The sequence below is a fragment of the Grimontia indica genome (genome assembly GCF_000333895.2).
Lineage (GTDB): Bacteria > Pseudomonadota > Gammaproteobacteria > Enterobacterales > Vibrionaceae > Enterovibrio > Enterovibrio indicus.
Genome location: NZ_ANFM02000001.1, coordinates 47,147 through 70,325, shown reverse-complemented (window position 1 = coordinate 70,325; position 23,179 = coordinate 47,147). Strand labels below are relative to the sequence as shown.

The window sequence follows — 23,179 nt, the reverse complement described above, 5'->3', positions numbered from 1 at the left end:
AATACTTTAAAACCGCGAAATATACCCTCAGCCAGCCACTCAGACGCCAGTAAATTTAACTTAGTTAGTGTCCAATAAAATTAGTCAACACCCAGTGGCAAACAATCCCTTGTCGAGCAAACAAAGTTTCATAAGTTGTTGAGCGCCACTCTCATCATTTAGTGTTTTATCAATACGATTACTAATTAATGAGACAAGGGAATGGGGTTACTTGGAGCACTTTTTATCAGTTTCTCACTAGCAACTTTAGGCTCGGGAGGCGCCATCATTACCATACCAGTATTCGTATACGGTACAGGTATGCCAGACAAAGAAGCAATCATGTCTTCCCTGGTTGTTGTCGGTATTCTTAGCCTCCTATCCTCACTAAAGAACCCTTTCACCAAAAATATCGACATTCATCTCCTGTTGGCATTCGGTGTACCGAGTGTTCTAGGCGCATTTTCAGGCGCTGAAGTTGCCGTCATCGCTCCTGTTACAGCCCAACTGATTGCTCTGTGTTGTTTGGACACAGGCTTCGCAATCACTTCCCTCAAACACATATTTCACGTTTGTTTGGAGCGCTACTAATGATCATTTCTACCGTTTTTGTATTCAATCAAATATTGTGAGAGGAAAAGATATGCTCTTAACCAGCCAGCAATTCGTCGATGTTATTAAAGGCAAAATCAAAGAAATAACACCAAAGCAGCTCAGCGAAAACGCAGATAACGTTGTCCTCATTGACGTGCGAGAGCCCAACGAATTGGATAGCGGCATTATCTACGGTGCACATGCTATTCCCAGAGGAATACTGGAAATGAATCTCGTGGCACACCTTAATAATATTTTGAAAGTAGAAGATGTCTCTAATGCCCCTATCGTTCTTTACTGTCGTTCAGGCTCACGATCAGCTTTAGCAACAGAGTCTTTAAGGAGAATGGGGTTTAATAACGTGAGCTCACTGAAAGGGGGAATTACCCAATGGTCTTCTGCGGGGTATCCGTTGGTAACGCAAAGTTAATCGGTTTATTCCAACCATTCCCGGTGCGCTTTTTCTGCATCGCCCAGATAATCCAAAATCCAATTCACCGCCGGATTTTCTTTGTCTGAGCGCCATGCAATACAACATGGGCTTTTGGCGGGAGGCTCCACCAGTGTTTTCTCTACCAGCTCTCCACTTTCTAGATACGATTGAGCCATATGCGAAGGCATGGCTCCGATCCCTAATCCTGAACGAAAACACTGAATCGCACTGTGCCAGTTGGGTACAGTGAGGCGACGCTGATTATCGAGCAGCCAGGTGGCTCGTTTGGGAAGAATGCGGGAGGTGTCTTCCAGACAAATTGCAGGGTACGCCAGCAATTGTTCATGTCTGAGAGGCTCAGGTTCTGCCGCCAGAGGATGGTCTTTCGAAACCACAAACCGCCAGGTGAGAATACCCATATCGCGATAACTTAGGTTTCCGCTAACTGGCACCGCCGCTGTCGCGCCTATGGCTATGTCTGCCCTATCGTACGCCAGTGCATCCCACACGCCATTGAACACCTCCATGGTCAGCAGTAATTCCACGTCAGGGAAAGCATCGTAGAAGTCCCGAACCAATGAATCGACACGATCTTCACGCACCACGTTATCCAGTGCCAGAGAGACACTTCGCGTCCAACCATTGGCAACACGCTGGGTTTGATCGCGAATCTCATCCATCCGCTTCATCAAGTCTCTTGCCTGTTGCACGAAGAACACGCCAGCAGGCGTGAGTTTCACTGAGCGGTGTAATCGCTCAAATAAATTCACAGCAAGTTTCTCTTCCATCTGCCTGACGGTATAGCTCACCGCACTGGGAACTTTGTGCAATTCTTCAGCTGCGGCGGAAAAGCTACCACGACGCGCAACAGCATCGATAACTTGTAGATCTTGATAGGAAAACATACGAATCAAATTTTTTGAAAGCAATGTGGAAATTTTAGCGTTTCACAGCGCTTTTCGCTAGCAGTAGACTGCGCGCATATTGCAACAACGGATAAGTAAAATGAAAAATACTGTTCCTATGACAACAATGATTTGGTTTGCCGGCCTGAGCATGCTCGGTTTTCTGGCGACTGATATGTACCTGCCCGCTTTTGAAAACATCCGCCTTGAGATGGGTACAACTCAATCCATGATTGGTTTGTCGCTGACCGTGTTCCTGTTGGGCATGGCGCTGGGTCAAATCGTTTATGGTCCACTGTCTGACCGCATCGGCCGCATCAAAGTGCTGGTCGGCGGTATGGCGCTGTTCAGCGCTGCAACTGCAGCCTGTTTTATGGCTGACAGCATTGAAGTGTTCCTGGCTGCACGTTTTGTACAGGCACTGGGTGCGTGTTCTGCTTCTGTGATTTGGCAAGCGGTAGTTATCGACCGTTACGACAGCAAAACGTCTCAACGTGTGTTCGCTACCATCATGCCATTGGTCGCTTTGTCTCCTGCCCTTGCGCCACTGGCGGGTGCGGCACTGGAATCTCAGTTTGGCTGGCGTAGCATTTTCATCGCACTGGTTGCTTTGGGCGCGGTGTTGGTGACCACGACCCTGCGTCAGAAAGAAAGTGCGCCGGCAGTCAACAGCGATGAGAAGCTGGGTGCGAAACTGGTTAGCGATTACAAGAACATCATCAGCTCGCGTAAGTTCGTTGGCAACATGTTGGTATTCGCAGGCTGTTCTGCAGCGTTCTTTGCTTGGCTGACTGGTTCTCCGTTCGTGATGACAGAAATGGGTTACAGCGGCGCCGACATCGGCATGAGCTATGTACCACAAACTATCGCGTTCATTGTCGGCGGTTACAGCTGTCGTGCACTTTTGAACAAGTTTGATGGTTCTGTGCTTCTGCCGTGGTTCGTGGGGCTGTTCATCGCGAGTGTTTCAATCATTTTCGCGGTGTCTTGGCAGACTGATGTGACCAACATCTGGCCGGTACTGATCCCATTCTGCTTCCTGGCAGCGGCGAATGGTGCGATTTACCCAATCGTCGTAAACAAAGCACTGGAAGAGTTCAAAACCTGTAGCGCAACGGCAGCGGGTCTACTGAACTTCCTACAGACAATGATCTGTTTCGTAGCAAGTGGCGTGGTATCTGCATTGGCAATCCACGGTCTGTTGACGGTGTCAGCAGTAATGATGGGTGCTGGCGCAAGTGTGGCGCTGGGACTGATGCTGAGCTGGAACGCTAACCGCGTAGCGATTGAAGACGCGCCTCAAGCGGCTTAGGAAGCTATCCAATTTAAAATACCGCCTGCGATGACGCAGGCGGTATTTTTGTTTGTAGGGTCTGCTGACCCTAGGTTTTCATCTTACTCTCTGCGTTATTCGTTCCACTCTTTGAAATGCTCGAGCAGGTGGTCGATAGCAAGACGGGCCTTGAGAGGCAAGAATCGGCGATTTTGATACACCACCCACGAAGTAATATTCTTCGTCCAGTAAGGTTCGAGAACAGGCACCAAGCTCCCTTCTTCAACCGCCTTTTGAAAGCTGCTTTTCGGCATATAGCCAACGCCTAGTCCCGCTTTACAAGCTTCAACCATGGCATTCGCATTGTTACACCGGAAACGGCCAGATACCTTTATCGGCATCTCTTTACCATTCCTTTCGAAAAGCCAAGTGTCGTTATTGGTAATGAGGCATGAATGCTTTGCCAATGCTTGAGGATTCTCTGGTTCGCCCTTCGCTGACAGGTATTCTGGCGAAGCAACAGCCATCAAGTTTCTGTTTGCCAGCTTTCGTGCCACCAGCCCGGAATCCTGCAAACGCCCGTAGCGAATGGCAAAATCAAAGCCATCTTCAACAAAATTCACGTGGCGACTACTGAAATCCAACTCAACGGCGAGTTCCGGGTGGAGCTTGGCAAACTCCACCAAAGCAGGCGCGACAAATTGTTCAGCAAAAGAGCCTGCCATACTGATTCGCAACGTTCCCTGCAAATCAAACTGCGCGCCAGTCACCATTTCATTGGCTTGAGAAAGACCACTTACCAACTCTTGGCATTGAAGATAATACTGCTGCCCATTTTCCATCAGTTTTACGGACCTTGTGGAGCGGGCAAATAACGCCGTTCCCAAGCGCTCTTCCAAACGGGAAACCTGCCGGGATACATGGCTTACAGAACAGTTCAGTCGCCGTGCCGCCTCACTGAATCCCTTTGCGTCAGCCACGGTGACGAACTCAACAATACCTTCAAAACTGAGTGAGCGTTTCTTCATTGATTATTGCCATATAGCAAAGTCGGTTTTCCATATTAATGGATTATCACCTAATTAGCGAAAGTATAGAGTAAATACCCAAACCATCTGCACCCGCTCAAGTTAAAAGGATTACAGCATGAAAAAGATTCTGATCATTGTTACGAATCACGCCACACTTGGAACCACAGACCAGGCAAACGGCACATACGCACCAGAGCTGACTCACGCGCTGGACGTATTTCTAAAAGCTGGCTTTGCCTACGACGTTGCTTCTATCAATGGCGGCGAAGTGCCTTTCTATGGTGAAGATATGGAAGGTGACGACGTTAACAGCCGTGTTTTCAACAACGATGAATTCCAGTCTCGTGTAAAGAACACTATTCCGGTTAGCCAGTTGAATGCCGACGACTATGACGCGATTTTCTACCCAGGTGGTTTTGGTCTGCTTTCTGACCTTGCGCAGCATGCTCCAACGGCAAGTCTTGCAGCCAAGCTTTATGAAAATGGAGGTGTTGTGGGTGCAGTTTGTCACGGCCCTGCGGCTTTGTTGCCAATCACGTTGAGCAATGGTCAGCCGTTGATTGCAGACAAAACAGTGACCGCTTTTACCCGTGAGGAAGAAGTAGATTTCGGCACCATCAAGGATATTCCGTTCTTGCTGGAAGAGTCTTTGACACGCAAGGCTGCAAAATACAGCAAAATCCAACCTTGGGGCGTTCACGTGATTACTGACGGCAAGTTGGTGACAGGCCAAAACCCTGCAAGTGCGCATGGTGTAGGTGAAGCCATGGTTGAGCTTCTGAAATAATCATCACCAAAGGTCAACAGCCCCTAGGAAGCGATTAGCAAAAAAATCAAACGTCAGTGAAGAGCAATACCACTGCCTGCTCGACACTGGCGTTTACTTTTGCATGCGCTTTGGACTAACTGATTAGGCTTCCCGTTGTCCCACTGCCATGATGACCCTCATGTCTCCCATGCAGAATGGATGGGTGATGGAAACCACATTAAGCCCTGCACTTTCGTAAGCCTCTTCAATTTCAGTTGAAGAGAAGCCCACACTGGAGTCCCCCACTTTCTCCCAATCCCACTGAACCAACACACCTTTGTCGGCGAGCAGCATGGTCAGTAATTCAATGGTTTCAGCATAATCAGGGACAAAAGCCAGCGCTGAAGAGGCCACCACCACATCAAAGCGTTTGCCTGATTGGCGACAGTCACGAACAAAATCTTCGTCTACCTCACCCACCACCGTAGTGACATTGCCAAAGCCTTTATCCTCCAACACTTGGACCATTTTGGTGGCAGGATCAATTGCCGTCACTGACGTGACACGAGGGGCGAGTTGCTCAGTCAGCAATCCGGTACCACAACCGAAATCCAGTACTTGTGCGCCGCGGATCTCGATGACTTCACAAAGGGTGCCGAAAGCTTTCTCTGAATAGGCAATGACGGCTTCGTTTTCATCCCATCCCGCCGCCAGATCATCCCAGCTTTCGCTCATTTTAGTACCCATACTACGTAGTGAATCTATGGAAATGGTATGGCATTTTATAAAATGAATCTATTCAGTTGGACCAAAACCCTTTCTAATTTCGACATTTTCATCGGTTCTTATGATTTTTCTCTGGCCCCAAAGCGAAAAAGCCCGCTACTGCGGGCTTTGAATAGACTGAGAAGAGGCTTATGCCATTGGGCCGCCAAACCGGTGGAGGTTCGGGAACACGGTAGACAATCCCGCGTTATTCATTCCTAGCCATTTCACCATGTGCGCAGCATATTGCTCATGGGCGATTTTAGGAATCAGGCGACCTTGACCGTTGTCATCCTGCCCACCGCGGGTAAAGTCTGGGTAAGTGCCGAAGCAAGTCCCCGACGTAGTGCCACCACCAAACATGAAGTGACCACCACCCCAACCGTGATCGGTTCCCTCTCGCGAGTTATCGTGCATCGTGCGGCCAAACTCCGACAAAGTACACGTCAGTACGTTATCAGTGAGCCCTTCCTCATCCAATGTGGCATACAGTGCTGCAATCGTCTCAGAAAACTCTCTCATCAGTTCATCCTGACGACGAACTTGATTGTCATGAGTATCAAAACCACCCAGCGACACATAAAATACCTGGCGGTTATGACCCAATAACTGAGCACCTTCAATCATTTGTTTCACCGCACGCAGCTGCATACCCAGATTGGAGCCTGGAATACGGGTGTCCATAGGGATGGAATCGACAACAGGGCTCATCTGATCCTGCGCGTACATGGCTTGTTTTACCGCTTCGGCATAACCTGCCGTCAGTGGCGAATCATAGTATTGGTTGGCATTGTCTTCATAACTAGAGCGCATCGCTGCATTTTGAAGCATGTTAAACGACTCAAAGCCGTTCTTGTTAACGAAGATCTTGTCGGAATCGTAGGCATCTAACAGGGTATTTGGTCCAGTGTGGAAGGCGTTCGGTAAGCCGCCATAGCTGCGCGACAGTACATCCATCGACATACCCAGCCAACCGTTTTCACTGTAGTCCTGCCCCATCCAACTGTGCTGCCAAACTTCCTGTTGTTTGTTGTGCGCAAACAGGAAAGGAGGAAGCTCTGCGCGGTCTGCTGCTATATCATCCGCAGTAACAGGAGCAAGAAGTGGACCCACATTCAGGGCGACATTCGCTTTGCCTTGGTTAAAGAGGCGCATCAGGGGTGACATCGCTTTGTGCAGACCAAACTGCACACCATTGGCATCCTTGATATTCAAAGGGTTGATCTGGCTGCGCGAAACTAATGTGGAGTTACGTGACGACGCGTACTTATTGTAGTTGGTGCTGTCCAGTGGCAGTACCTGGTGGAAAAAATCGTTACCGCCAGCGAGGAAAACGCAAATCAAAGCTTTGTAATCTTCTGCGCCATTCGCTTTTACGCTGAAACTCATTGGAGCGGCAACCGTCGCACCCGCTGCACCCAGAGATTTGATGAAGTGTCTTCTTGTCAGTTTCATGCGCGGTTCTCCTGAACGTGGAAGTATGGTGATGCCAGAGCAATAAACAGTAAACGCTGTACCCATTTGCCCGGGTTCAAGTCCATCCCGTTATAATGTTTACGAAGTTCCTGTTTTAGTGGAGTAGGCATCGCGCCATTGAAAAAGCGTTCTGATGTTTCTTGGATAAAGCCTTCGATATTTTTAGAGGCAATCAATGATTTAAACTCTTCAACATTGATATAAAGCTCTTTAGCCAAAGGCGCGCTTAATTTCTGAAGATTCAGACGAATAAGACCGTAAATAAAGTTGTGAACATAAATAATATGTGACCAGTCAACGATTTGTAGTTCTGGCGCGACCAAATTATTCTCTTTCACTACGCCTTTAGGTGCATAGTCTGGCAAGAAGAAATTAAATACCGACGGTGAACCCAGTGGATATTGATTACAGGTTTTCAAATAAACCAAATCAGTTTCCACCACTGCACTGCCAGCGCCCGGTTTAACATCCAGGGCTCGATATATAGCCACCAGAGACAACCAAGGCTCACGTACCTTACTCATAGTCGTCGGTGTTGCGGTGTAAACATCAGGGTCTGTCAAAATGGTCCAAACGACCGCTTTCAGGTCACCCGTCACGCCCATACCGTTATCGAGGAACACCTCTGCCACTCGGCGAACGTAATCAGGTGATGGATTCGAGGTGGTCATTCGTTGAATCAGACCATGACAGATATTAGGTGCAGTCGATGGATGATGAAGCAACATATCGATGACCTGATCCATTTCCTGCTCTGCTGGCATGTCTTTCGGGAAACGATGCCCCAGCACTGATTTTTCACCGCGGTCATGGTCAACTGCGTTATTCACCATCGGCACCATCAGATCCGCATCCGCGTGGTTCCAACCTGTGAAGACACGTGCCAGTTCCTGAATATCCTTTTCGGTATAACAAGGAATTGGCTTGCCGTTACCATCCAGATAGTAGGTACCGTCCAGATCACGCTCATAAAGTCCGATTGAAAAGAGTTGCATGATCTCGCGGGCGTAGTTTTCATCAGGGCGACGACCTGAAGCTGGGTCTCCTTTCTTGTTACCGACCATAGACAGGTATTGTCCCATCACCGGTGACACGGACACATCTTTCAGGAGGTCACGGAAGTTGCCAAACGCATGCTGGCAAAGAAGATCGTTGTAGTTCGCGATAGCTGGCGCATGGTTGGCCAGATTCGGATCTTGATCCGACGCGACGAAGATTTGTGACAACGCATAAGCGACACGTTGGCGAAGTTGGTCTTTAGAGTAGAATGCGACATCCAGCCAGGCTCTTACACGGGTGGACTTTGAAGGTCTCTTCCCGTAGCCCTGCGCCACAAATTGCTTCTGGCATTGCTCTACGTGGGATGTCGTTGGAAGTGCTACTTGTTCATCAAACCAAGTTTTAGCGCGCTTATTTATTAAAATGTTTGCTTCGCCTTTCTTAGGACCGAAAGTCGCGAGATCCAACCAACGCGAAGCATGTGCAAAAGAATCAAACTGCATATCAAATACCCTCAATTTGCCGAGGCAAACGGACCACTCTCCTTTGAGAGGCTGTCCGACTTTAACACCAGGTGTTATGCAAATGAGAATATTCATACTTTTCTAATCAAAAAATGTTTTGGTCTTAATTCTGGACTACATATTCAGAAAATAAATATTTTCTAATAAATGAGCCATGCGTTTATTTGATTTTTTACACCAACATGTTCTATGGGGTTTCATTCCCACAACTGGTTGTTGATAACGAATACAATGAATATTATTGATTAAATTCAATTGTTTTTGACGAGAATTAAGTTGTCATTATTTTTTACAGTCAATCAATATTACTTTAATATTCATTTATTTATATTTGTATTTATCATTAAAAATAGACTAATTAGACATTAATTTTGTCGAATTTCACCGATTCACTGGATCGGAGCCTGAGGTTGAAAAGATATTTGATGGATAGGCGTGGCAGGTAACAGCGGCGTAAATACATTATTTACATAATTTTCAAAGCCTTCACGATAAAAAGGCGATAATGGATGACCACTTTGCCCTCCTGGAAGCGTCAGAACCCCATTGACTTCGTCTCCAGGCTGAACAATAAGACGTTGAGAAGCACCAAAGGTTCTCCCCTGCACCGCAGGCATAAATCGGTCGCCAAACCCAGTCACGGGAGGCATATCTAAAATACCGCCTAAAATGGGGATTTGCTTGCTGAACGGATGCTGCACCTTTAGCTGATTAACCTCTCCCCATTTCAATGCTTGCAAAGAACCATCGGCATGGCCTGTCATTTCAATCATAAGGGCATCACGCATACCCAAGTAGGCTTGCGTTAGAAAAGCATTCCAACTTTCATAACCAGCAGGTAGCCAAGTCGGAGGCTGTTCCAACATCAGTTGCCAAAGTGCTGGTTCAATCTGCCGTTCAATGAGGGAAAGCGAAAGTTGCTGAGATTCAAGCTTGGTTTCAAGCGGTGCAAATAACGCATCAATAAGTGCATCACGGAATTTTCGCACCAAGGTATAACCAACAGACTCTGCACAGGCGCAGTTATTCCATCTGTTGAGCGCAACGATATCTTCCTGAAAAACGCCGGCATCCTGCTCTAGCACCTCAAGCAAGCGAGCATGCCAGCGTTTTAAGAACACGGCCTCATTGTCCAACTGGATGGCGTAGAAATCTTCAATATCGAAAAGATCTTTTTCCATCAATCTCTGTTTTATTTGTGCACTTCTAGCACCGAGCGCGTATCCACCATTGCCAAAGCGTGGATCCTGCTTGGCACTAACGACACGGCTATTGCCTGTCCAAATTCGATCAGTTTTAGGGTTAATGGAAAAAGGCACATCTGTCGCTTGCTGCCACCAGCGTTGGTCGAATCGCGAAGAGGCTTCCGGCCTCGAGAGCGGTTCGCGTCTATCAGGTATGGCTCCCGTTGCCTGCCAAGCGATATTACCGGCAGAGTCGGCCACCACTAGATTCTGTACCGGTATACCCGTATTTTTGCTGACTCCCAAAGCTTCCTGAACCGTTTTTGCCTGTTCCAGTTTCATCAGGTTCAAATTGACGGCATAGTCTCGGTGCGCCACCCAACTCAAGGCATATTTAAGCCCATTTATCACCTTAACCGGCCCATACTGACTTTGCTCAAGCAGGTACTTGTGTTCCCCTTCTTTTAGGGGAATGGTTTCTGTTTCCAGCGTCGTTTTCTCTTTGGGGCTCAACAGATACCAGTCCGCCGTATCCATATATCCATTGGTAAAGCCCCAGGCCACATGACCATTTGTTCCTACCACGACGGCAGGTGCGCCCGGTAAACTCACTCCCGTAATTTGAGTCAGATCTTCACCGGACAGGAGATTGATTTGGGTGCGATACCAGATAATGGGTACATTCAAACCGAGGTGCATGTCATCAGAAAGCATGGCTTTGCCATTTCGGGTTAAAGAACCGCGTACCGCCCAGTTGTTACTCCCCACCGCCTGCGGCTTTTCTATTGTGATCTGCTGGGCATTAGCCAATAAAGATGGGTTCAAGTCTGGAACAGACAGGGGCTTTATTGTGGTGGTTGAGCTATCCAATGCAGCCTGAAACGGCGAAGGTTGAAGAATGAAACGGGCGATTTCGTCACCAAAATTGTTGTGTAGCGCGTCGATCAGTAGATCACGTTCGAGGCTTCTTCCCTGCAAGTCCAGATACATACTGAAGATTGCCAATACCGAATCTTCTGGTTTCCATGGCAATGGTTGTGTTTGAGTGACCAGATATTCAAAGGACGGTAGTGAAAGCTGGGCTAATGCATCATTCACGCCATTGGCGTAGGTTTCTAACGTTAGCTGATCTTCTTTTGACAGCTGTTTAAAGGCGACTTCACTTCGTTTGCGGAACTGATGGAAACGACGGTTTTCATCTATAGGCAATGCCGCCTCTCCAAACAAAGCAGACAATTCCCCTGCTGCGTTTCTTCTGAGCAGATCCATCTGGAAGAAGCGATCTTGCCCATGGGCATATCCAAGCGCATAGGAGGCATCAAGACGGTTTTCGGCGATAATAATAGCGGTGCCCAATTCATCGCGCTGCAGATGAACTGTATCGCTCACGCTGTTTGAAGAGGCAGTACCAGAGAGTGTTGGAAGGCTGAGCGTCAGCGCACCGTAAAACACGGCGGTCGCGAGCAGTGCCAAAACTACAGCACTGTAAATGACAAATCTAATTGCCTTCAGCATCCGTCTTCCATGAATCCTTAGTTTTTAGAATGTAGTCAACACTGACTGGTTTATTAGACTAATTGAACAGCGTGCAAGCGCATGACTGCCATTTCAACACATTGAGGGCGCTGAAAAAATAACCACCCAAGCAAAAGCGGCCACAAACGTGACCGCCAAGCCGAATTTCTTACAACTTGTCGCTTAACTGTGACTATGGAGACCTATCAAGTTCCCTTCACTGTCACGAAGCTTTGCGAAAAAACCAAAGTTTTCACCAATTGCTGTTTTCGGAACAACGACAGATCCTTCCTTTACGCGGCTTAATACATCTTCAATGCTTTCTACCCCAAAGTAGACAGTGGTCGCTGAAGCGCCGGGCTCACCCAAGATCAATGCACCCGTCGCGCCATAGGCTGTTTCTTTTTCTACGGTGAACCACGCCATTTGCTGCCCGCCCACTTCCTGTTTACTTAGCGTCATACCCAAAGTGGCTTCGTAAAATGCCTTTGCTCTATCCATTTATACCCAAACAACCCAACAGGGTTCATCTTCCTTTCTCCTTCTGTGTTTTCTTGAAATCTAGCTGATGATTATCTTTCTGGCTGAAAAAGAGGGGGATAAAAAAACGCCCCCTTAAACAAGGAGGCGTTTTTATCAAAGTCAGGACGAATACCTGTTACAGATGCTCACCGGTACGCAGTGATGCAATGCGCTTATCCAATGGAGGGTGAGTCATGAACAATTCGCTCAGCGACTTCTTGCCATTGATACCAAATGCCATCATAGAACCTTCAAGGCGGCTCTCATGGCTCACTTTCAGGCGCTCCAGCGCTGCAATCATTTTCTCTTTACCTACCAGCTTGGCAGCACCAGCATCCGCTTTGAACTCGCGATGGCGGCTGAACCACATGGTCAGGATGCTTGCCAGCAGGCCAAACACGATTTCCAGAATAGAAGATACGATGAAGTAAGTGATAAAACTGCCGCCACCTTCACCCTCTTCATCACTGTTGTTTACACCACTAATGGCGCCAGCAATAAGGCGGGAAATGAAGATAACGAAGGTGTTCACGACACCTTGCATCAGAGTCATAGTCACCATGTCGCCATTTGCGATGTGGCTGACTTCGTGCGCCAGAACTGCTTCTGCTTCATCACGTGTCATGTTTTCCAGCAGACCGCTGGAAACCGCAACCAGAGAATCATCGCGCTTCGCGCCTGTCGCGAAAGCATTGATGTCGTCCGAGTAGTAAACAGCAACAGTTGGCATACCAATGCCTGCTTGCTGTGCCTGACGACTCACTGTGCTCATCAGCCAGTGCTCAGTTTCGTTACGTGGGTGTTCGATAACTTGGCCGCGCACTGAACGTAGTGCCATAGATTTCGACATCATCAGCGAAATCAGTGAGCCACCAAAACCGAACAATGCTGCCATCACCAATAGTCCAGACAAGCTGCCTGGTTGAAGACCGGTAACGGCATATACGATGTTTAGTACGATGCTGAAGACAAACAGTACAGCAAGGTTTGTCATCAGAAATAATGCGATGCGTTTCATTGCGTCAATATTCTCCGAATCATGAAAGCGTATTACTCAAGCTACCTCAAGTCGCTGATCACAGTGACCTCAGCTAGCTTGGGTATACAGTTCGAATAGTAGGGTCGAAATGTGGAAAAACAAGCCTGTGTAACAATTTAAAACACAAATCACAGAAATTTGTTGTTTTTGTTCTCTTGGTCAGAGGGTTAAAAGAAAAACCATTCACTCGTACACGACCTTGAAGCCAAAGCATTCATCTAAGTCATGTGCTTTGGAATGGGTCAGCTCTGTACACTCTGCTTTGGATTGACATCTCCATCACTCGTTATTTGCGAGGGAGCACAGTTTAAAACGCAAGTTCTTGCAAACATACGCCGTATGCTATTTTTTAAGCGTGCGTAAAACAGGTAACAGATAGAGGATGTTCGACTAGGGTATTAGACTTTTGTCGAGTTGTATTTGTCGCCAGAGAGGAATAACGTACGCATAAGGATGAAATGCCAAAAGGCATACATTGTGGCCCAGCAGGGACGCGATTCTAAGGAGAGAGAATCATGGCTGACAAAGAAAACTATCGTATGGCGATCGATATCCTTTGCTGTCACTTGGGAATGAGCTTTGACGAAGCTTGTGCCGAGTTGGGGCTTGCCGACGATGAGAATCAAAAGCTCAAAGAAGTGTCCGATGTTCAGCAATCGCTGATGGGCTTGCTGCCGGAAGATAGCAAATAAGCACCAAACCAAGTTCCAAAAAAGCCAGCTTTAAGCTGGCTTTTCTTTTGGTTACAACCCCAGTGGTGCGATGTCGATGTAACCACTCAAGTCACGCGACTTGATAGATGGCATGTAAGGAATCTCACCCAACTTAGGCACTTTCAAGTGATGTTCCAGCGTCTTAACGATATCGCCGTAGTGCTCTGTTCCCGGGTTAACGCGGTTCGCGACCCAGCCAACGATTTCCATGCCATCACGCCGAATCGCTTCAGCGGTAAGATAAGCGTGATTTAAACAACCCAACTTAACACCAACAACTAGAATCACGGGTAGCTTCTCACCCACAACCCAGTCTGCCAGCGTAGTGTCATAAGTAACAGGCACTCGCCAGCCGCCAGCACCTTCTACCAATGTGAATTCCGATCTCGCTTGAAGATTCTTCAATCCATCCGTTAGAAGACTAAAGTCGACCGTTTCATTTTCCAATTCAGCAGCAATATGCGGTGAACAAGCCGCATGCAAAAGACACGGGTTCACATCCGTGTAGCTAACTTCTACTGTCGTACATTCGCGCAGGCGAATGGCGTCTGAGTTCATTGGGCCTTGTTCTGTTTCCTTGCTGCCTGCGGCGACTGGTTTGTATCCAGCCACGCTGTAACCAGCCTTGGAGACAGCCTGCATAACCGCCATTGAAGCGACAGTTTTTCCTACTTCAGTATCCGTACCTGTGACGAAAAAGCTTTTATTCATTTGTTATAGCTCCAAAGCAAACCTGATACGTAGCGGGAACGGTACCATCCGCAAGCCGGAAAACACCGTAAGCGTTTTCCAATTCGTTGAAGGTACGTTTGCCAACTAGACCCGCACTTCTTCCCTCTTGAAGATGCGTTGCGCCGATCCCTTTTAGGTCTCTCATTAATGCGAACGCTGAGGGGTAATACTCCGTAATCGGCTTACATTCTATGTGGTAGTGGTTGCAGTGAGCTTGAGCGAGCGCAATGTTTACCTGCTTGTGTGATAAAAAGGTATTAACGTGAGACTGCCCGTTCACTTGACGCCATGATTGCTTCAGCTCTTCCAGCGAACCTTCTAACAAGGTCGTAAATAGTATTTGCCCCCCCGGCTTCACGACTCTTTTTAGCTCATTCAAAGGCACAGAAAGGTCATGACACCATTGCAACGCTAGCGAACTGAAAGCGATATCAACACTGTTATCTGCCAATGGCAGTGCTTCGGCATCGGCTGAAACGTAGTCCACGCTGTCTCCGCAACGTGACCTCGCCTGCTCAAGCATCTTGTCGGAAAGATCGAGCGCAATCATGTTTGCGCCCTGCTCCAGAATTTGTTTGGTGAAATAGCCAGTGCCGCAGCCCAAGTCGAGGACAGTCTTACCTTGCCAATCCGTATTCATGTCCATCAACAGATGGCCAACACGTCGCTGAAATGAAGCGCTGTTGTCATACGTTTTTGCCGCACGACCGAAGGCGTCCTTGATGGCTTTCTTTTCGTCATTCAGCATGGTGAATGCGCCTTGCTGAAAATCGATAGCCTGACTCATGATGCCTCCTGCAAAATCTGGCTCAGTGTCGCTACTAACTCTTTCACTTGCGATTCGCTTTGGTTGACTGACAACGTGATTCGAAGGCGGGAAGAGTTTACTGGCACTGTCGGTGGACGAATCGCCCCCGTCCAAAACCCGGATGCTTTGAGGGATGTTGCTGCAATTTGCATACGTTCTACATCGCCCAGTACAACGGGTTTGATTGGCGTTATCGTAGGAATGACTTCTGAGAAGTCAGCTAGCGAAGAATGAAAAAGCTCAGAGAGTGCTGCAAGTTTTTCACGACGCCAGGATTGTGTGTTGATGATTTCCACCGCTTGTGTCAAAGCATGTGCCTGAGAAGGTGGCATGGCGGTTGAATACACGTAGTGACGGGCAAACTGCGTCAAATAATCATGGACGCTCTCGCTGCAAAGTACAGCCGCGCCCATCATCCCGAAGGCTTTACCAAAGGTCACGATCAGTATGTCAGGTTTAATACCAGCATGATCACAACTACCCCGACCATCTTTTCCAAGAATCCCACAGCCATGGGCATCGTCCACCATCAGCCATGAACCGTGAGCTTCACATTGTGCTTTCACATCAGCCAGTGGTGACAAGTCACCATCCATACTGAAAACGCCTTCTGTGACCGTCAGCGTTGGGCTGTCTGCTTTCTGTAAAAGCGCGCCAAGTTTAGTCACATCGTTATGGGGGAAGCGTTTCATAGTGGCTTCAGACAGCATGCCCGCTTCCATTAAAGAGGCATGATTAAGCTTGTCTTGAAGCAGCAAATCCCCCTTTTCCAGTAAAGAGAAAATCACCGCCTGATTGGCAGAGAAACCACTGTTAAACAATATTGCTCGATCAAAGCCAAGCCAATTGCAAAGCTTGTCTTCCAAGAACTGGTGAGCTTTAGAGAAGCCAGTTACCAAAGGCGAAGCTGTGCTTCCTGCGCCATAAAGCGAAAGTCCTTCTTGCCACGCTTTGATAAGGGATGCGTCCTGAGCGAGGCCAAGGTAATCGTTGCCCGAGAAATTAGCGAACTGGCGGTTGCCGCTGTCCGTAATCAGTCCTTCTTGGTGGCCAAATGCGGCCACCTGACGGTGAAGGCGTTGTTGCCGCCGCGCTTCGAGCCTCTGCTCGATACGGCTTTGCAGCTGGCATTGTTCACGCATTGTCGAAGCGCGCTCCTAAACGTTCGCTTCGTAGAAGAGGTCGTCTTTGCCCGGACGAGAAGCTACGCGCTCAGCTACTTGAGTCAACAGCGTTTCTTCCTGAACCTGATCCGGTTTTTGTACAGCCTGCTCGCTGTTAATGCCCAGCTTCTTAAAGAGCATCATATCTGAGTCTTCATCTGGGTTTGGCGTGGTCAGTAGCTTGCAACCGTAGAAAATCGAGTTCGCGCCCGCCATAAAACACATGGCCTGCATCTGCTCGTTCATGTTTTCACGGCCTGCTGAGAGACGAACAGCAGACTTCGGCATCATAATGCGTGCTACAGCGATAATACGAACGAAGTCAAAAGGCTCAACGTCGTCGACACTTTCCATTGGCGTGCCTTTGACCTTAACAAGCATGTTAATTGGCACACTTTCTGGGTGATGTGGAAGGTTCGCCAGCTCGACAAGCAGACCAGCGCGGTCTTGTTTGCTCTCGCCAAGGCCGATGATACCGCCGGAACACACCTTCATGCCCGCTCCGCGAACATGAGATAACGTGTCCAGACGATCCTGGAATGTACGAGTGGTAATGATGTTGCCGTAGTGCTCGCGAGAGGTATCCAGGTTGTGGTTGTAGTAATCCAAACCCGCTCCCGCAAGTTCGTTCGCTTGGTCCGGACTCAGCATGCCAAGTGTCATACAGGTTTCAAGGCCCATACCCTTCACACCTTTGATCATGTCTTTCAGATATGGCATGTCACGCTCTTTAGGGTTTTTCCACGCTGCACCCATGCAGAAACGCGTCGCACCTGAGTTCTTCGCTTTTTGCGCTGCATCCAGAACACGCTCTACCTCCAACAGACGCTCTTTCTCAACGTCAGTGCGGTAATGTGCGCTCTGGGGGCAGTACTTACAGTCTTCAGGACACGCACCAGTCTTAATGGACAGCAGTGTGCTGACTTGCACTTGGTTAGCGGGTTGGTACTGTCGGTGAATCTGTTGCGCTTCAAACATCAGATCCATAAAAGGTTTTTCAAAAAGGGCCTGTACTTCCTCGACAGTCCAGTTATGGCGAACGTCCACCTGTCTTTCCTCAAATTGATTAAACGATAACTTGTCCAGTCTAAGGTCGCCCTTTACAATGTCAACAGCAAGCACTTCCTATGGTTTACATCTGGATATTTTTTGAGCATGGACATCGCATTCGATCGCAATCACATTTGGCACCCTTATACATCCACCATTAACCCGTTGACGTGTTATCCCGTTAGCCGGGCGGAAGGTGTTCACATTTATCTTGAAGATGGCACAGAGCTTATTGACGGTATGTCGTCTTGGTGGGCGGCGATTCACGGCTACAATCATCCTGCATTGAATGAAGCTGTTACTTCTCAGCTCGCCAACATGTCTCACGTGATGTTTGGTGGCATCACCCACGAGCCAGCGATCGAATTGTGTAAAAAGCTGGTAACGATGACACCGCCTTCGCTAGAGAAAGTATTTCTGTGTGATTCAGGCTCTATTTCTGTAGAAGTTGCGCTCAAAATGGCGCTGCAGTATTGGCATTCAAAAGGGGAAAGCCGGGCAAAGTTTTTGACACTTCGCCACGGGTATCATGGCGACAGTTTTGCAGCCATGTCAGTCACAGACCCAGATAATTCAATGCACAAGCTCTATAAAGGCTTTTTGCCGGAACATATTTTCGCGGACTCCCCACAATGCGGTTTCCACGATGAGTGGGACGAAAATGATATTGTCGATTTCAAAGCCAAGTTAGAAAGCAATGCAAAGCAAATAGCAGCAGTGATCCTCGAACCTATCGTTCAAGGTGCGGGTGGAATGCGGATTTATCACCCAATCTTTCTAAAGCGCGTCAGAGAACTGTGTGACGAGTTCGGTATTCTTTTAATCTGTGATGAAATCGCTACTGGCTTTGGCCGTACAGGCAAGCTTTTCGCCTGCGAACACGCCGATATCGAACCTGACATTCTCTGTTTGGGTAAAGCTTTAACGGGCGGCTATATGACCATGGCAGCCACCATCACCTCTAAGCATGTAGCAGACACAGTGTGTAGCGGGGAAGCAGGTTGCTTTATGCATGGCCCAACCTTTATGGGAAACCCTCTCGCTAGTGCTGTGGCCAACGCCAGCCTTCAATTACTCCAAGACACGCCCTGGCAGGAAAAAGTGCTCGGTATTGAAGCAAAGCTGGCTGAATTACTTCCAACATTGCTTGAAATGCCGCACGTAAAGGATGTGCGTTGGCTCGGTGCGATTGGTGTGGTGGAAACGCACTCACCCGTCGATGTCGATACCATTCAAAAACACTTCATAAAGAAAGGTGTATGGATTCGTCCGTTTGGCCGATTGGTTTATATCATGCCGCCATACGACATGAGCAGCGAGCAACTTAAGCAACTGGTTGATGCCATTCAAAGCGGACTTGCCGACTATTTCGAGAGTAAAGAGTAAGCGAAGGTGATCTCACACATTGATCTCTCCGTAATTTTGTATGTGATTTTATGGAGGTTTCAATGCACTTAGGTCTTTTTCCGTTACCCCTCTTTTTACTGCCTGGCGGTGTTACCAAGCTAAGGATTTTTGAACCACGCTATGTGCGCTTGGTGAAGGAATCAATGGCGAGTGACAGCGGTTTTGTGCTGGCAATGAAGGACGGAGACGCAATTTGTCGGTTCGGCACACACGTAAAGATCGTCGATTTTGAAACCTTATCAGACGGTTTACTTGGCATCACCATCCGAGGTATCTCCCGTGTCGCTCTGGACAATATCGGGCAGGAAGAAGACGGACTTTGGGTCGGCGATGCCGAAGCGCTTGAGAATTGGGATGAAATTGAAGGCGCTGGCCTCCTAGGTGAAGCGTTGGAAAACGTTTTCGAAGCCCACCCTGAACATGCTTCGCAATACCACGATGAACAGCACTTCGACGATATGCTTTGGGTATGCCAACGCTGGTTAGAAATCCTTCCGCTCGCCAATAACCAAAGACAATGGTTCTTGTCCCAAAAGGATTTAGAAGAAGCCAAACAATTCATCTCTTTGCTGCTCACCGAAGAAAAAATTTGATGTACAAGTGATCCAAATTTGAATTTCATTCGTTTCGACTGGTAAGACATTTAAAGGACACAATCATCATGGAACTGGTCGAAAGCACTTATAATTCAATCAACCAGAAACGATCAAACAGTCGGTCATCTATGTCTACACCCACCCCTGAACATTTGGCGGAGCTTTTAACTCGCGTTGCGAACGACAGAGACGACAAAGCTTTTTCAAGCTTGTTCAGTCACTTCGCACCCAAAATTCGTGCTTACGGCCTTCGCCATTTGAGAGCAGACGGTCAAGCGATGGAGTTGGTTCAGGAAACCATGATTCTGGTGTGGCGAAAAGCCCATCTGTATGACGGGTCTAAAGGGGGCGCATCGACTTGGGTGTTCACAATCATGCGTAACGTCAGCTTTGACATGCTGAGAAAAGTGAAGAGCAATAGAGAAGATTGTTTGAGTGGCGATATTTGGCCGCTTATTGATGGTGAAGTTGGCGATCAAGAAGACGAAGCATTGCAAGATCAAATCCAGACGCAATTGCTTTCTTACATTGATTTGTTACCTGACTTACAACAGCAGGTCGTCAGAGGTGTCTATCTGAAACAGCTGACTCATCAAGAGCTCGCAGACCAACTCAACGTGCCCCTGGGGACCATCAAATCTAGGTTGAGATTGGGCCTTCAAAAACTGCGTACTCATCTGGAGGTAAATAATGATTAAGTACCATCCGTCTGAAGCACTGCTTGAGGCACATGCAGCGGGTGAATTGCCGGCATCAATGTCCATTGCCGTCGCTGCCCACTGTGAACTGTGTTCATGCTGCGCAGATAAGCTTGCGCACTTCGAGGCTAAAGCGGCTGAATCAGCCTTCAGTGAAGAAAGCGTCAACGACGCTGAGACTCACGCAGAGCAAGAAGCGCTTTTCGCTGACATGATGGCATCCATCATCAGCGGAGAGAGCGTGCCAATGACAAAAGTATCTGCTTCCCCTTCTACAGAGATTGAGGTGGCGGGTGAACGATACAATCTGCCGACCGCACTGCGCCGATATCATCATTTAGGGTGGAGCTCAATTGGTGCAATCAGCCGAGCAAGGCTGCCTCTCAATGAAGGCGATACCAGAGCAAGCCTGCTTCATATTGGTATGAATGGCAGTGTTCCTAGTCATACTCACAAGGGTATGGAAGTGACGCTATTACTGAGTGGTCATTTCGAAGACGAACACGACAAATACGTGCCAGGTGATTTCATTGTGTTGGACGGCTCAAACCATCACACCCCGCAAACACACGATGGCTGCCTATGCTACACAGTCGCGGATGCACCGCTGCACTTCACAAAAGGTGTGAGTCAGTTGCTTAACACTATTGGACGCGTTATTTATTAGTCTGATACGCACCAAGCTCAGTATGATTTTTACCACCAAAGCGCCCTTAAGGGCGCTTTTTTATTATGCCAATTAACAACTAAACAACAGTTATTTATCCAACATATTACATCATTATATCCACATATAACGTTATATAATCACGCATATGCGATCTGATTGTATATTTTGTGTCATTTATCCCTTTACAGGATGCCAGCCATCCTGATTTAATCCAATCGCTAACCTCGTGTTAACAGTTTTACCTCAAGCGTGATGACGTTTGAGGCTTTGTCGGTTATGGGGCCCCAAGACCCTTACACAGTGAAGTGAGAATATAATGAAGCAAACACAATCTCCTCTCGCTCGCATTGCCAATACCAGTCTGGTTGTCCAGATTCTGGTCGGTATTATTGCGGGTGTCGCGTTGGCAAGTTTTTCGCCAGAAAGTGCAAAATCCGTCGGTTTCCTCGGTGGGCTTTTCGTCAGTGCGTTAAAAGCCGTTGCTCCGATTCTGGTCTTTATACTGGTCGCAGCATCTATCGCTAATCAACGCAAAGGCCAACACACACACCTTCGTCCTATCGTTATCCTTTACCTTGTTGGTACTTTTGCCGCCGCGCTGACCGCGGTGACGATGAGCTTCCTGTTCCCAACGGAACTGACGCTGACAACCTCTGAAACCGCAGTTGCACCGCCAGAAGGTATTGGCCAGGTGATCACTACCCTGCTGTTCAGCATTGTGGATAACCCAATCCACGCTCTGATGAACGGTAACTTTATCGGCATTCTGGCTTGGGCAATCGGCCTGGGCATTGCTCTTCACCACGCCAATGACACCACCAAAACGGTGTTTGGTGACGTTGCAGAAAGCGTCTCTTTCATCGTTCGCAACATCATTAAACTGGCACCGCTGGGCATCTTTGGTCTGGTGGCAAAAACCTTCGCAGAAACTGGCTTTGAAGCACTGATGAGCTATGCGCACTTGCTGGCTGTGCTGTTGGGTAGCATGGCAATTATCGCGCTGGTCGTTAACCCTATTATTGTGTACTTCAAAACCCGCTCAAACCCTTACCCATTGGTGTTCCAGTGCCTGCGTGAAAGCGGTATGACCGCCTTCTTTACGCGAAGCTCCGCTGCGAACATCCCAGTGAACATGCAGCTATGTAACCGTTTGAAGTTGGATAAAGACACTTACTCCGTTTCAATCCCTCTGGGTGCGACCATCAACATGGGCGGTGCGGCGATTACAATCACCGTTCTGACACTGGCTGCCGTTAATACACTGGGTATTCAGGTAGATTTGGCCACCGCACTTCTTCTCAGCATCGTTGCCGCGGTTTCTGCATGTGGCGCATCTGGCGTAGCGGGTGGCTCACTGCTGCTGATTCCTCTGGCTTGTAACCTGTTCGGTATCCCGAACGATGTGGCAATGCAGGTTGTTGCGGTAGGCTTCATCATTGGTGTGGTTCAGGATTCAGCTGAAACCGCACTGAACAGCTCAACAGACGTGGTGTTCACTGCCGCAGCATGTCGTGAAGTTGAACGCAAAGCGGTACTGGAGAAGCTGGTGAAATAGCCTCCAATTCCCTCCCTTTGAGAAAGGCGCTTCGGCGCCTTTTTTGTTGGTTCTCAACTTCGTTTCGGTCAAAGCTTCATCAAGCGTCTATCTTGGTTTACAGAAAGGTTTAGACGTCTAGATAGATAGCTTTCCTTTCCCGAAAATTATCCCTATAATCCCGCCTCATTTTTTGCGAGCCACTTAAAGAATTTGCATCACGAAGCGTCCTGGCTCGCCTTCGATCAGCCGGGCGTGAAAGGTTATCTATGAATCTCTCTGCAAAAACAGTCGTTATTATTGCCATTGGTGCCGCTCTTTACGGCATCGGTGGCTTGCCCATGTTTGGTATTCCGATTTTTGCCAACACCACTTTGAAACCCGCCATGGCGATTTTGGCACTTTTCGCTGTGCTGTTTGGCCCAGGCGTTGGATTTTTCGTTGGTTTCATCGGCCACTGGGTGACTGACCTTTTCGCAGGATGGGGCGTATGGCTGACTTGGGTATTAGGCTCAGGCATTGTGGGCATGATCATCGGGCTATTCCCACTGTTAACCAAAAAACGCCTCAAGTACGGCCATTTCAAACTGCCAGATGTCTTCTTGTTTGCGCTTTTAGCATTGCTCGGTAATGTGATTGGCTACGGCTGCTCAGCCTTACTTGATACTATTTTGTATGCAGAACCTTTCACCAAGGTGTTTATCCAGCTTTGCATCATTGCCGCAGGTAACGCTTTACTCGTGTCAGTGGTCGGCTACTTCATCCTGCAATCTGTCGCTAAGCGCAACAGCCAGTGTCGTAATCTGACTGAGGCCTGACCA

The 23,179-nt window shown here is 48.2% G+C and carries 23 protein-coding genes; 11 read left to right on the top strand and 12 right to left on the bottom strand.

Features of this window, described 5'->3' with window-relative positions:
* The first annotated feature begins 201 nt into the window (after positions 1 to 201).
* Positions 202 to 570: a sulfite exporter TauE/SafE family protein gene (locus D515_RS00305; RefSeq protein WP_051997462.1), complete on the top strand. Its 369-nt coding sequence runs from the start codon at positions 202 to 204 to the stop codon at positions 568 to 570.
* A 52-nt stretch (positions 571 to 622) separates the two neighbouring features.
* Positions 623 to 1,003, top strand: coding sequence for a rhodanese-like domain-containing protein (locus D515_RS00300; RefSeq protein ID WP_002535067.1), 381 nt, complete (start codon positions 623 to 625; stop codon positions 1,001 to 1,003).
* Positions 1,004 to 1,008: 5 nt separating this feature from the next.
* Here D515_RS00300 and punR read toward each other — a convergent pair whose 3' ends face one another.
* Positions 1,009 to 1,911, bottom strand: a complete 903-nt coding sequence (gene punR / locus D515_RS00295) for a DNA-binding transcriptional activator PunR (protein ID WP_002535066.1) — start codon at positions 1,909 to 1,911, stop codon at positions 1,009 to 1,011.
* Between the two features lie 100 nt (positions 1,912 to 2,011).
* Between punR and punC the strand changes: the two genes are divergently transcribed.
* Entirely contained in the window at positions 2,012 to 3,223 is a 1,212-nt protein-coding gene (gene punC, locus D515_RS00290) for a purine nucleoside transporter PunC (protein ID WP_002535065.1), read from the top strand.
* Positions 3,224 to 3,318: 95 nt separating this feature from the next.
* Here punC and D515_RS00285 read toward each other — a convergent pair whose 3' ends face one another.
* Positions 3,319 to 4,212, bottom strand: a complete 894-nt coding sequence (locus tag D515_RS00285; protein WP_002535064.1) for a LysR family transcriptional regulator — start codon at positions 4,210 to 4,212, stop codon at positions 3,319 to 3,321.
* A 118-nt stretch (positions 4,213 to 4,330) separates the two neighbouring features.
* Here D515_RS00285 and D515_RS00280 point away from each other — a divergent pair, with 118 nt between their 5' ends.
* Positions 4,331 to 5,002, top strand: a complete 672-nt coding sequence (locus D515_RS00280; RefSeq protein ID WP_002535063.1) for a type 1 glutamine amidotransferase domain-containing protein — start codon at positions 4,331 to 4,333, stop codon at positions 5,000 to 5,002.
* A gap of 123 nt (positions 5,003 to 5,125) precedes the next feature.
* Here the strand turns inward: D515_RS00280 and D515_RS00275 are convergent, their stop codons facing one another.
* The 6 genes from D515_RS00275 to htpX form a co-directional block, all read right to left on the bottom strand.
* Positions 5,126 to 5,698: a class I SAM-dependent DNA methyltransferase gene (locus D515_RS00275; RefSeq protein ID WP_002535062.1), complete on the bottom strand. Its 573-nt coding sequence runs from the start codon at positions 5,696 to 5,698 to the stop codon at positions 5,126 to 5,128.
* 180 nt (positions 5,699 to 5,878) lie between these two features.
* Positions 5,879 to 7,183 (bottom strand): DUF1501 domain-containing protein, encoded by a 1,305-nt coding sequence (locus D515_RS00270; protein WP_002535061.1) that lies wholly within the window; start codon positions 7,181 to 7,183, stop codon positions 5,879 to 5,881.
* The gene (locus D515_RS00265; RefSeq protein WP_002535060.1) at positions 7,180 to 8,706 is read right to left on the bottom strand and encodes a DUF1800 domain-containing protein; all 1,527 of its coding nucleotides are present in this window, start codon (positions 8,704 to 8,706) and stop codon (positions 7,180 to 7,182) included. Before D515_RS00265 ends, D515_RS00270 begins: the two co-directional genes overlap by 4 nt.
* Positions 8,707 to 9,116: 410 nt before the next feature.
* The gene (locus D515_RS00260) at positions 9,117 to 11,426 is read right to left on the bottom strand and encodes a penicillin acylase family protein (protein ID WP_002535059.1); all 2,310 of its coding nucleotides are present in this window, start codon (positions 11,424 to 11,426) and stop codon (positions 9,117 to 9,119) included.
* A gap of 183 nt (positions 11,427 to 11,609) precedes the next feature.
* Positions 11,610 to 11,927: a VOC family protein gene (locus tag D515_RS00255; protein WP_002535058.1), complete on the bottom strand. Its 318-nt coding sequence runs from the start codon at positions 11,925 to 11,927 to the stop codon at positions 11,610 to 11,612.
* A gap of 157 nt (positions 11,928 to 12,084) precedes the next feature.
* Positions 12,085 to 12,966: a protease HtpX gene (gene htpX, locus D515_RS00250; protein WP_002535057.1), complete on the bottom strand. Its 882-nt coding sequence runs from the start codon at positions 12,964 to 12,966 to the stop codon at positions 12,085 to 12,087.
* Between the two features lie 536 nt (positions 12,967 to 13,502).
* On the opposite strand from htpX, the gene D515_RS25970 reads away from it, so the two are divergent.
* A complete protein-coding gene (locus D515_RS25970) occupies positions 13,503 to 13,679 on the top strand; it encodes a hypothetical protein (protein ID WP_002535055.1) in 177 nt (58 codons plus the stop codon).
* A gap of 51 nt (positions 13,680 to 13,730) precedes the next feature.
* On the opposite strand, the gene bioD is transcribed toward D515_RS25970, so the two are convergent.
* The 4 genes from bioD to bioB are packed head-to-tail and all read right to left on the bottom strand — an operon-like array spanning position 13,731 to position 17,450.
* Positions 13,731 to 14,411 carry a dethiobiotin synthase gene (gene bioD / locus D515_RS00240; RefSeq protein WP_002535053.1) on the bottom strand — a complete coding sequence of 227 codons (681 nt, stop codon included), beginning with the start codon at positions 14,409 to 14,411 and terminating at the stop codon, positions 13,731 to 13,733.
* Positions 14,404 to 15,219 carry a malonyl-ACP O-methyltransferase BioC gene (gene bioC / locus D515_RS00235; RefSeq protein WP_002535052.1) on the bottom strand — a complete coding sequence of 272 codons (816 nt, stop codon included), beginning with the start codon at positions 15,217 to 15,219 and terminating at the stop codon, positions 14,404 to 14,406. Before bioC ends, bioD begins: the two co-directional genes overlap by 8 nt.
* Complete coding sequence (gene bioF, locus D515_RS00230) at positions 15,216 to 16,382, bottom strand: 8-amino-7-oxononanoate synthase (RefSeq protein WP_002535051.1); 1,167 nt, start codon at positions 16,380 to 16,382, stop codon at positions 15,216 to 15,218. Before bioF ends, bioC begins: the two co-directional genes overlap by 4 nt.
* A gap of 15 nt (positions 16,383 to 16,397) precedes the next feature.
* Complete coding sequence (bioB, locus tag D515_RS00225; protein ID WP_002535049.1) at positions 16,398 to 17,450, bottom strand: biotin synthase BioB; 1,053 nt, start codon at positions 17,448 to 17,450, stop codon at positions 16,398 to 16,400.
* A gap of 108 nt (positions 17,451 to 17,558) precedes the next feature.
* On the opposite strand from bioB, the gene bioA reads away from it, so the two are divergent.
* From bioA to D515_RS00195, 6 genes are all read left to right on the top strand, one after another.
* On the top strand, positions 17,559 to 18,839 hold the full coding sequence (bioA, locus tag D515_RS00220) for an adenosylmethionine--8-amino-7-oxononanoate transaminase (RefSeq protein ID WP_002535048.1): 1,281 nt from the start codon (positions 17,559 to 17,561) through the stop codon (positions 18,837 to 18,839).
* 62 nt (positions 18,840 to 18,901) lie between these two features.
* Positions 18,902 to 19,453 (top strand): LON peptidase substrate-binding domain-containing protein, encoded by a 552-nt coding sequence (locus D515_RS00215; RefSeq protein WP_002535046.1) that lies wholly within the window; start codon positions 18,902 to 18,904, stop codon positions 19,451 to 19,453.
* Positions 19,454 to 19,521: 68 nt separating this feature from the next.
* Complete coding sequence (locus tag D515_RS00210; RefSeq protein WP_002535045.1) at positions 19,522 to 20,154, top strand: sigma-70 family RNA polymerase sigma factor; 633 nt, start codon at positions 19,522 to 19,524, stop codon at positions 20,152 to 20,154.
* Positions 20,147 to 20,821, top strand: coding sequence for a ChrR family anti-sigma-E factor (locus D515_RS00205; protein WP_002535044.1), 675 nt, complete (start codon positions 20,147 to 20,149; stop codon positions 20,819 to 20,821). Before D515_RS00210 ends, D515_RS00205 begins: the two co-directional genes overlap by 8 nt.
* Positions 20,822 to 21,140: 319 nt before the next feature.
* A complete protein-coding gene (gene sstT, locus D515_RS00200; RefSeq protein ID WP_002535042.1) occupies positions 21,141 to 22,379 on the top strand; it encodes a serine/threonine transporter SstT in 1,239 nt (412 codons plus the stop codon).
* Between the two features lie 248 nt (positions 22,380 to 22,627).
* Entirely contained in the window at positions 22,628 to 23,176 is a 549-nt protein-coding gene (locus D515_RS00195) for an ECF-type riboflavin transporter substrate-binding protein (RefSeq protein ID WP_002535041.1), read from the top strand.
* The last annotated feature ends 3 nt before the right edge of the window (positions 23,177 to 23,179 follow it).

Excerpts from the sequence above, each read along its gene's own strand:
- D515_RS00305 (WP_051997462.1), top strand. The coding sequence starts at position 202 with ATGGGGTTACTTGGAGCACTTTTTATCAGTTTCTCACTAGCAACTTTA.
- D515_RS00300 (WP_002535067.1), top strand. The coding sequence starts at position 623 with ATGCTCTTAACCAGCCAGCAATTCGTCGATGTTATTAAAGGCAAAATC.
- punR (WP_002535066.1), bottom strand. The coding sequence starts at position 1,911 with ATGTTTTCCTATCAAGATCTACAAGTTATCGATGCTGTTGCGCGTCGT.
- punC (WP_002535065.1), top strand. The coding sequence starts at position 2,012 with ATGAAAAATACTGTTCCTATGACAACAATGATTTGGTTTGCCGGCCTG.
- D515_RS00285 (WP_002535064.1), bottom strand. The coding sequence starts at position 4,212 with ATGAAGAAACGCTCACTCAGTTTTGAAGGTATTGTTGAGTTCGTCACC.
- D515_RS00280 (WP_002535063.1), top strand. The coding sequence starts at position 4,331 with ATGAAAAAGATTCTGATCATTGTTACGAATCACGCCACACTTGGAACC.
- D515_RS00275 (WP_002535062.1), bottom strand. The coding sequence starts at position 5,698 with ATGAGCGAAAGCTGGGATGATCTGGCGGCGGGATGGGATGAAAACGAA.
- D515_RS00270 (WP_002535061.1), bottom strand. The coding sequence starts at position 7,183 with ATGAAACTGACAAGAAGACACTTCATCAAATCTCTGGGTGCAGCGGGT.
- D515_RS00265 (WP_002535060.1), bottom strand. The coding sequence starts at position 8,706 with ATGCAGTTTGATTCTTTTGCACATGCTTCGCGTTGGTTGGATCTCGCG.
- D515_RS00260 (WP_002535059.1), bottom strand. The coding sequence starts at position 11,426 with ATGCTGAAGGCAATTAGATTTGTCATTTACAGTGCTGTAGTTTTGGCA.
- D515_RS00255 (WP_002535058.1), bottom strand. The coding sequence starts at position 11,927 with ATGGATAGAGCAAAGGCATTTTACGAAGCCACTTTGGGTATGACGCTA.
- htpX (WP_002535057.1), bottom strand. The coding sequence starts at position 12,966 with ATGAAACGCATCGCATTATTTCTGATGACAAACCTTGCTGTACTGTTT.
- D515_RS25970 (WP_002535055.1), top strand. The coding sequence starts at position 13,503 with ATGGCTGACAAAGAAAACTATCGTATGGCGATCGATATCCTTTGCTGT.
- bioD (WP_002535053.1), bottom strand. The coding sequence starts at position 14,411 with ATGAATAAAAGCTTTTTCGTCACAGGTACGGATACTGAAGTAGGAAAA.
- bioC (WP_002535052.1), bottom strand. The coding sequence starts at position 15,219 with ATGAGTCAGGCTATCGATTTTCAGCAAGGCGCATTCACCATGCTGAAT.
- bioF (WP_002535051.1), bottom strand. The coding sequence starts at position 16,382 with ATGCGTGAACAATGCCAGCTGCAAAGCCGTATCGAGCAGAGGCTCGAA.
- bioA (WP_002535048.1), top strand. The coding sequence starts at position 17,559 with ATGGACATCGCATTCGATCGCAATCACATTTGGCACCCTTATACATCC.
- D515_RS00215 (WP_002535046.1), top strand. The coding sequence starts at position 18,902 with ATGCACTTAGGTCTTTTTCCGTTACCCCTCTTTTTACTGCCTGGCGGT.
- D515_RS00210 (WP_002535045.1), top strand. The coding sequence starts at position 19,522 with ATGGAACTGGTCGAAAGCACTTATAATTCAATCAACCAGAAACGATCA.
- D515_RS00205 (WP_002535044.1), top strand. The coding sequence starts at position 20,147 with ATGATTAAGTACCATCCGTCTGAAGCACTGCTTGAGGCACATGCAGCG.
- sstT (WP_002535042.1), top strand. The coding sequence starts at position 21,141 with ATGAAGCAAACACAATCTCCTCTCGCTCGCATTGCCAATACCAGTCTG.
- D515_RS00195 (WP_002535041.1), top strand. The coding sequence starts at position 22,628 with ATGAATCTCTCTGCAAAAACAGTCGTTATTATTGCCATTGGTGCCGCT.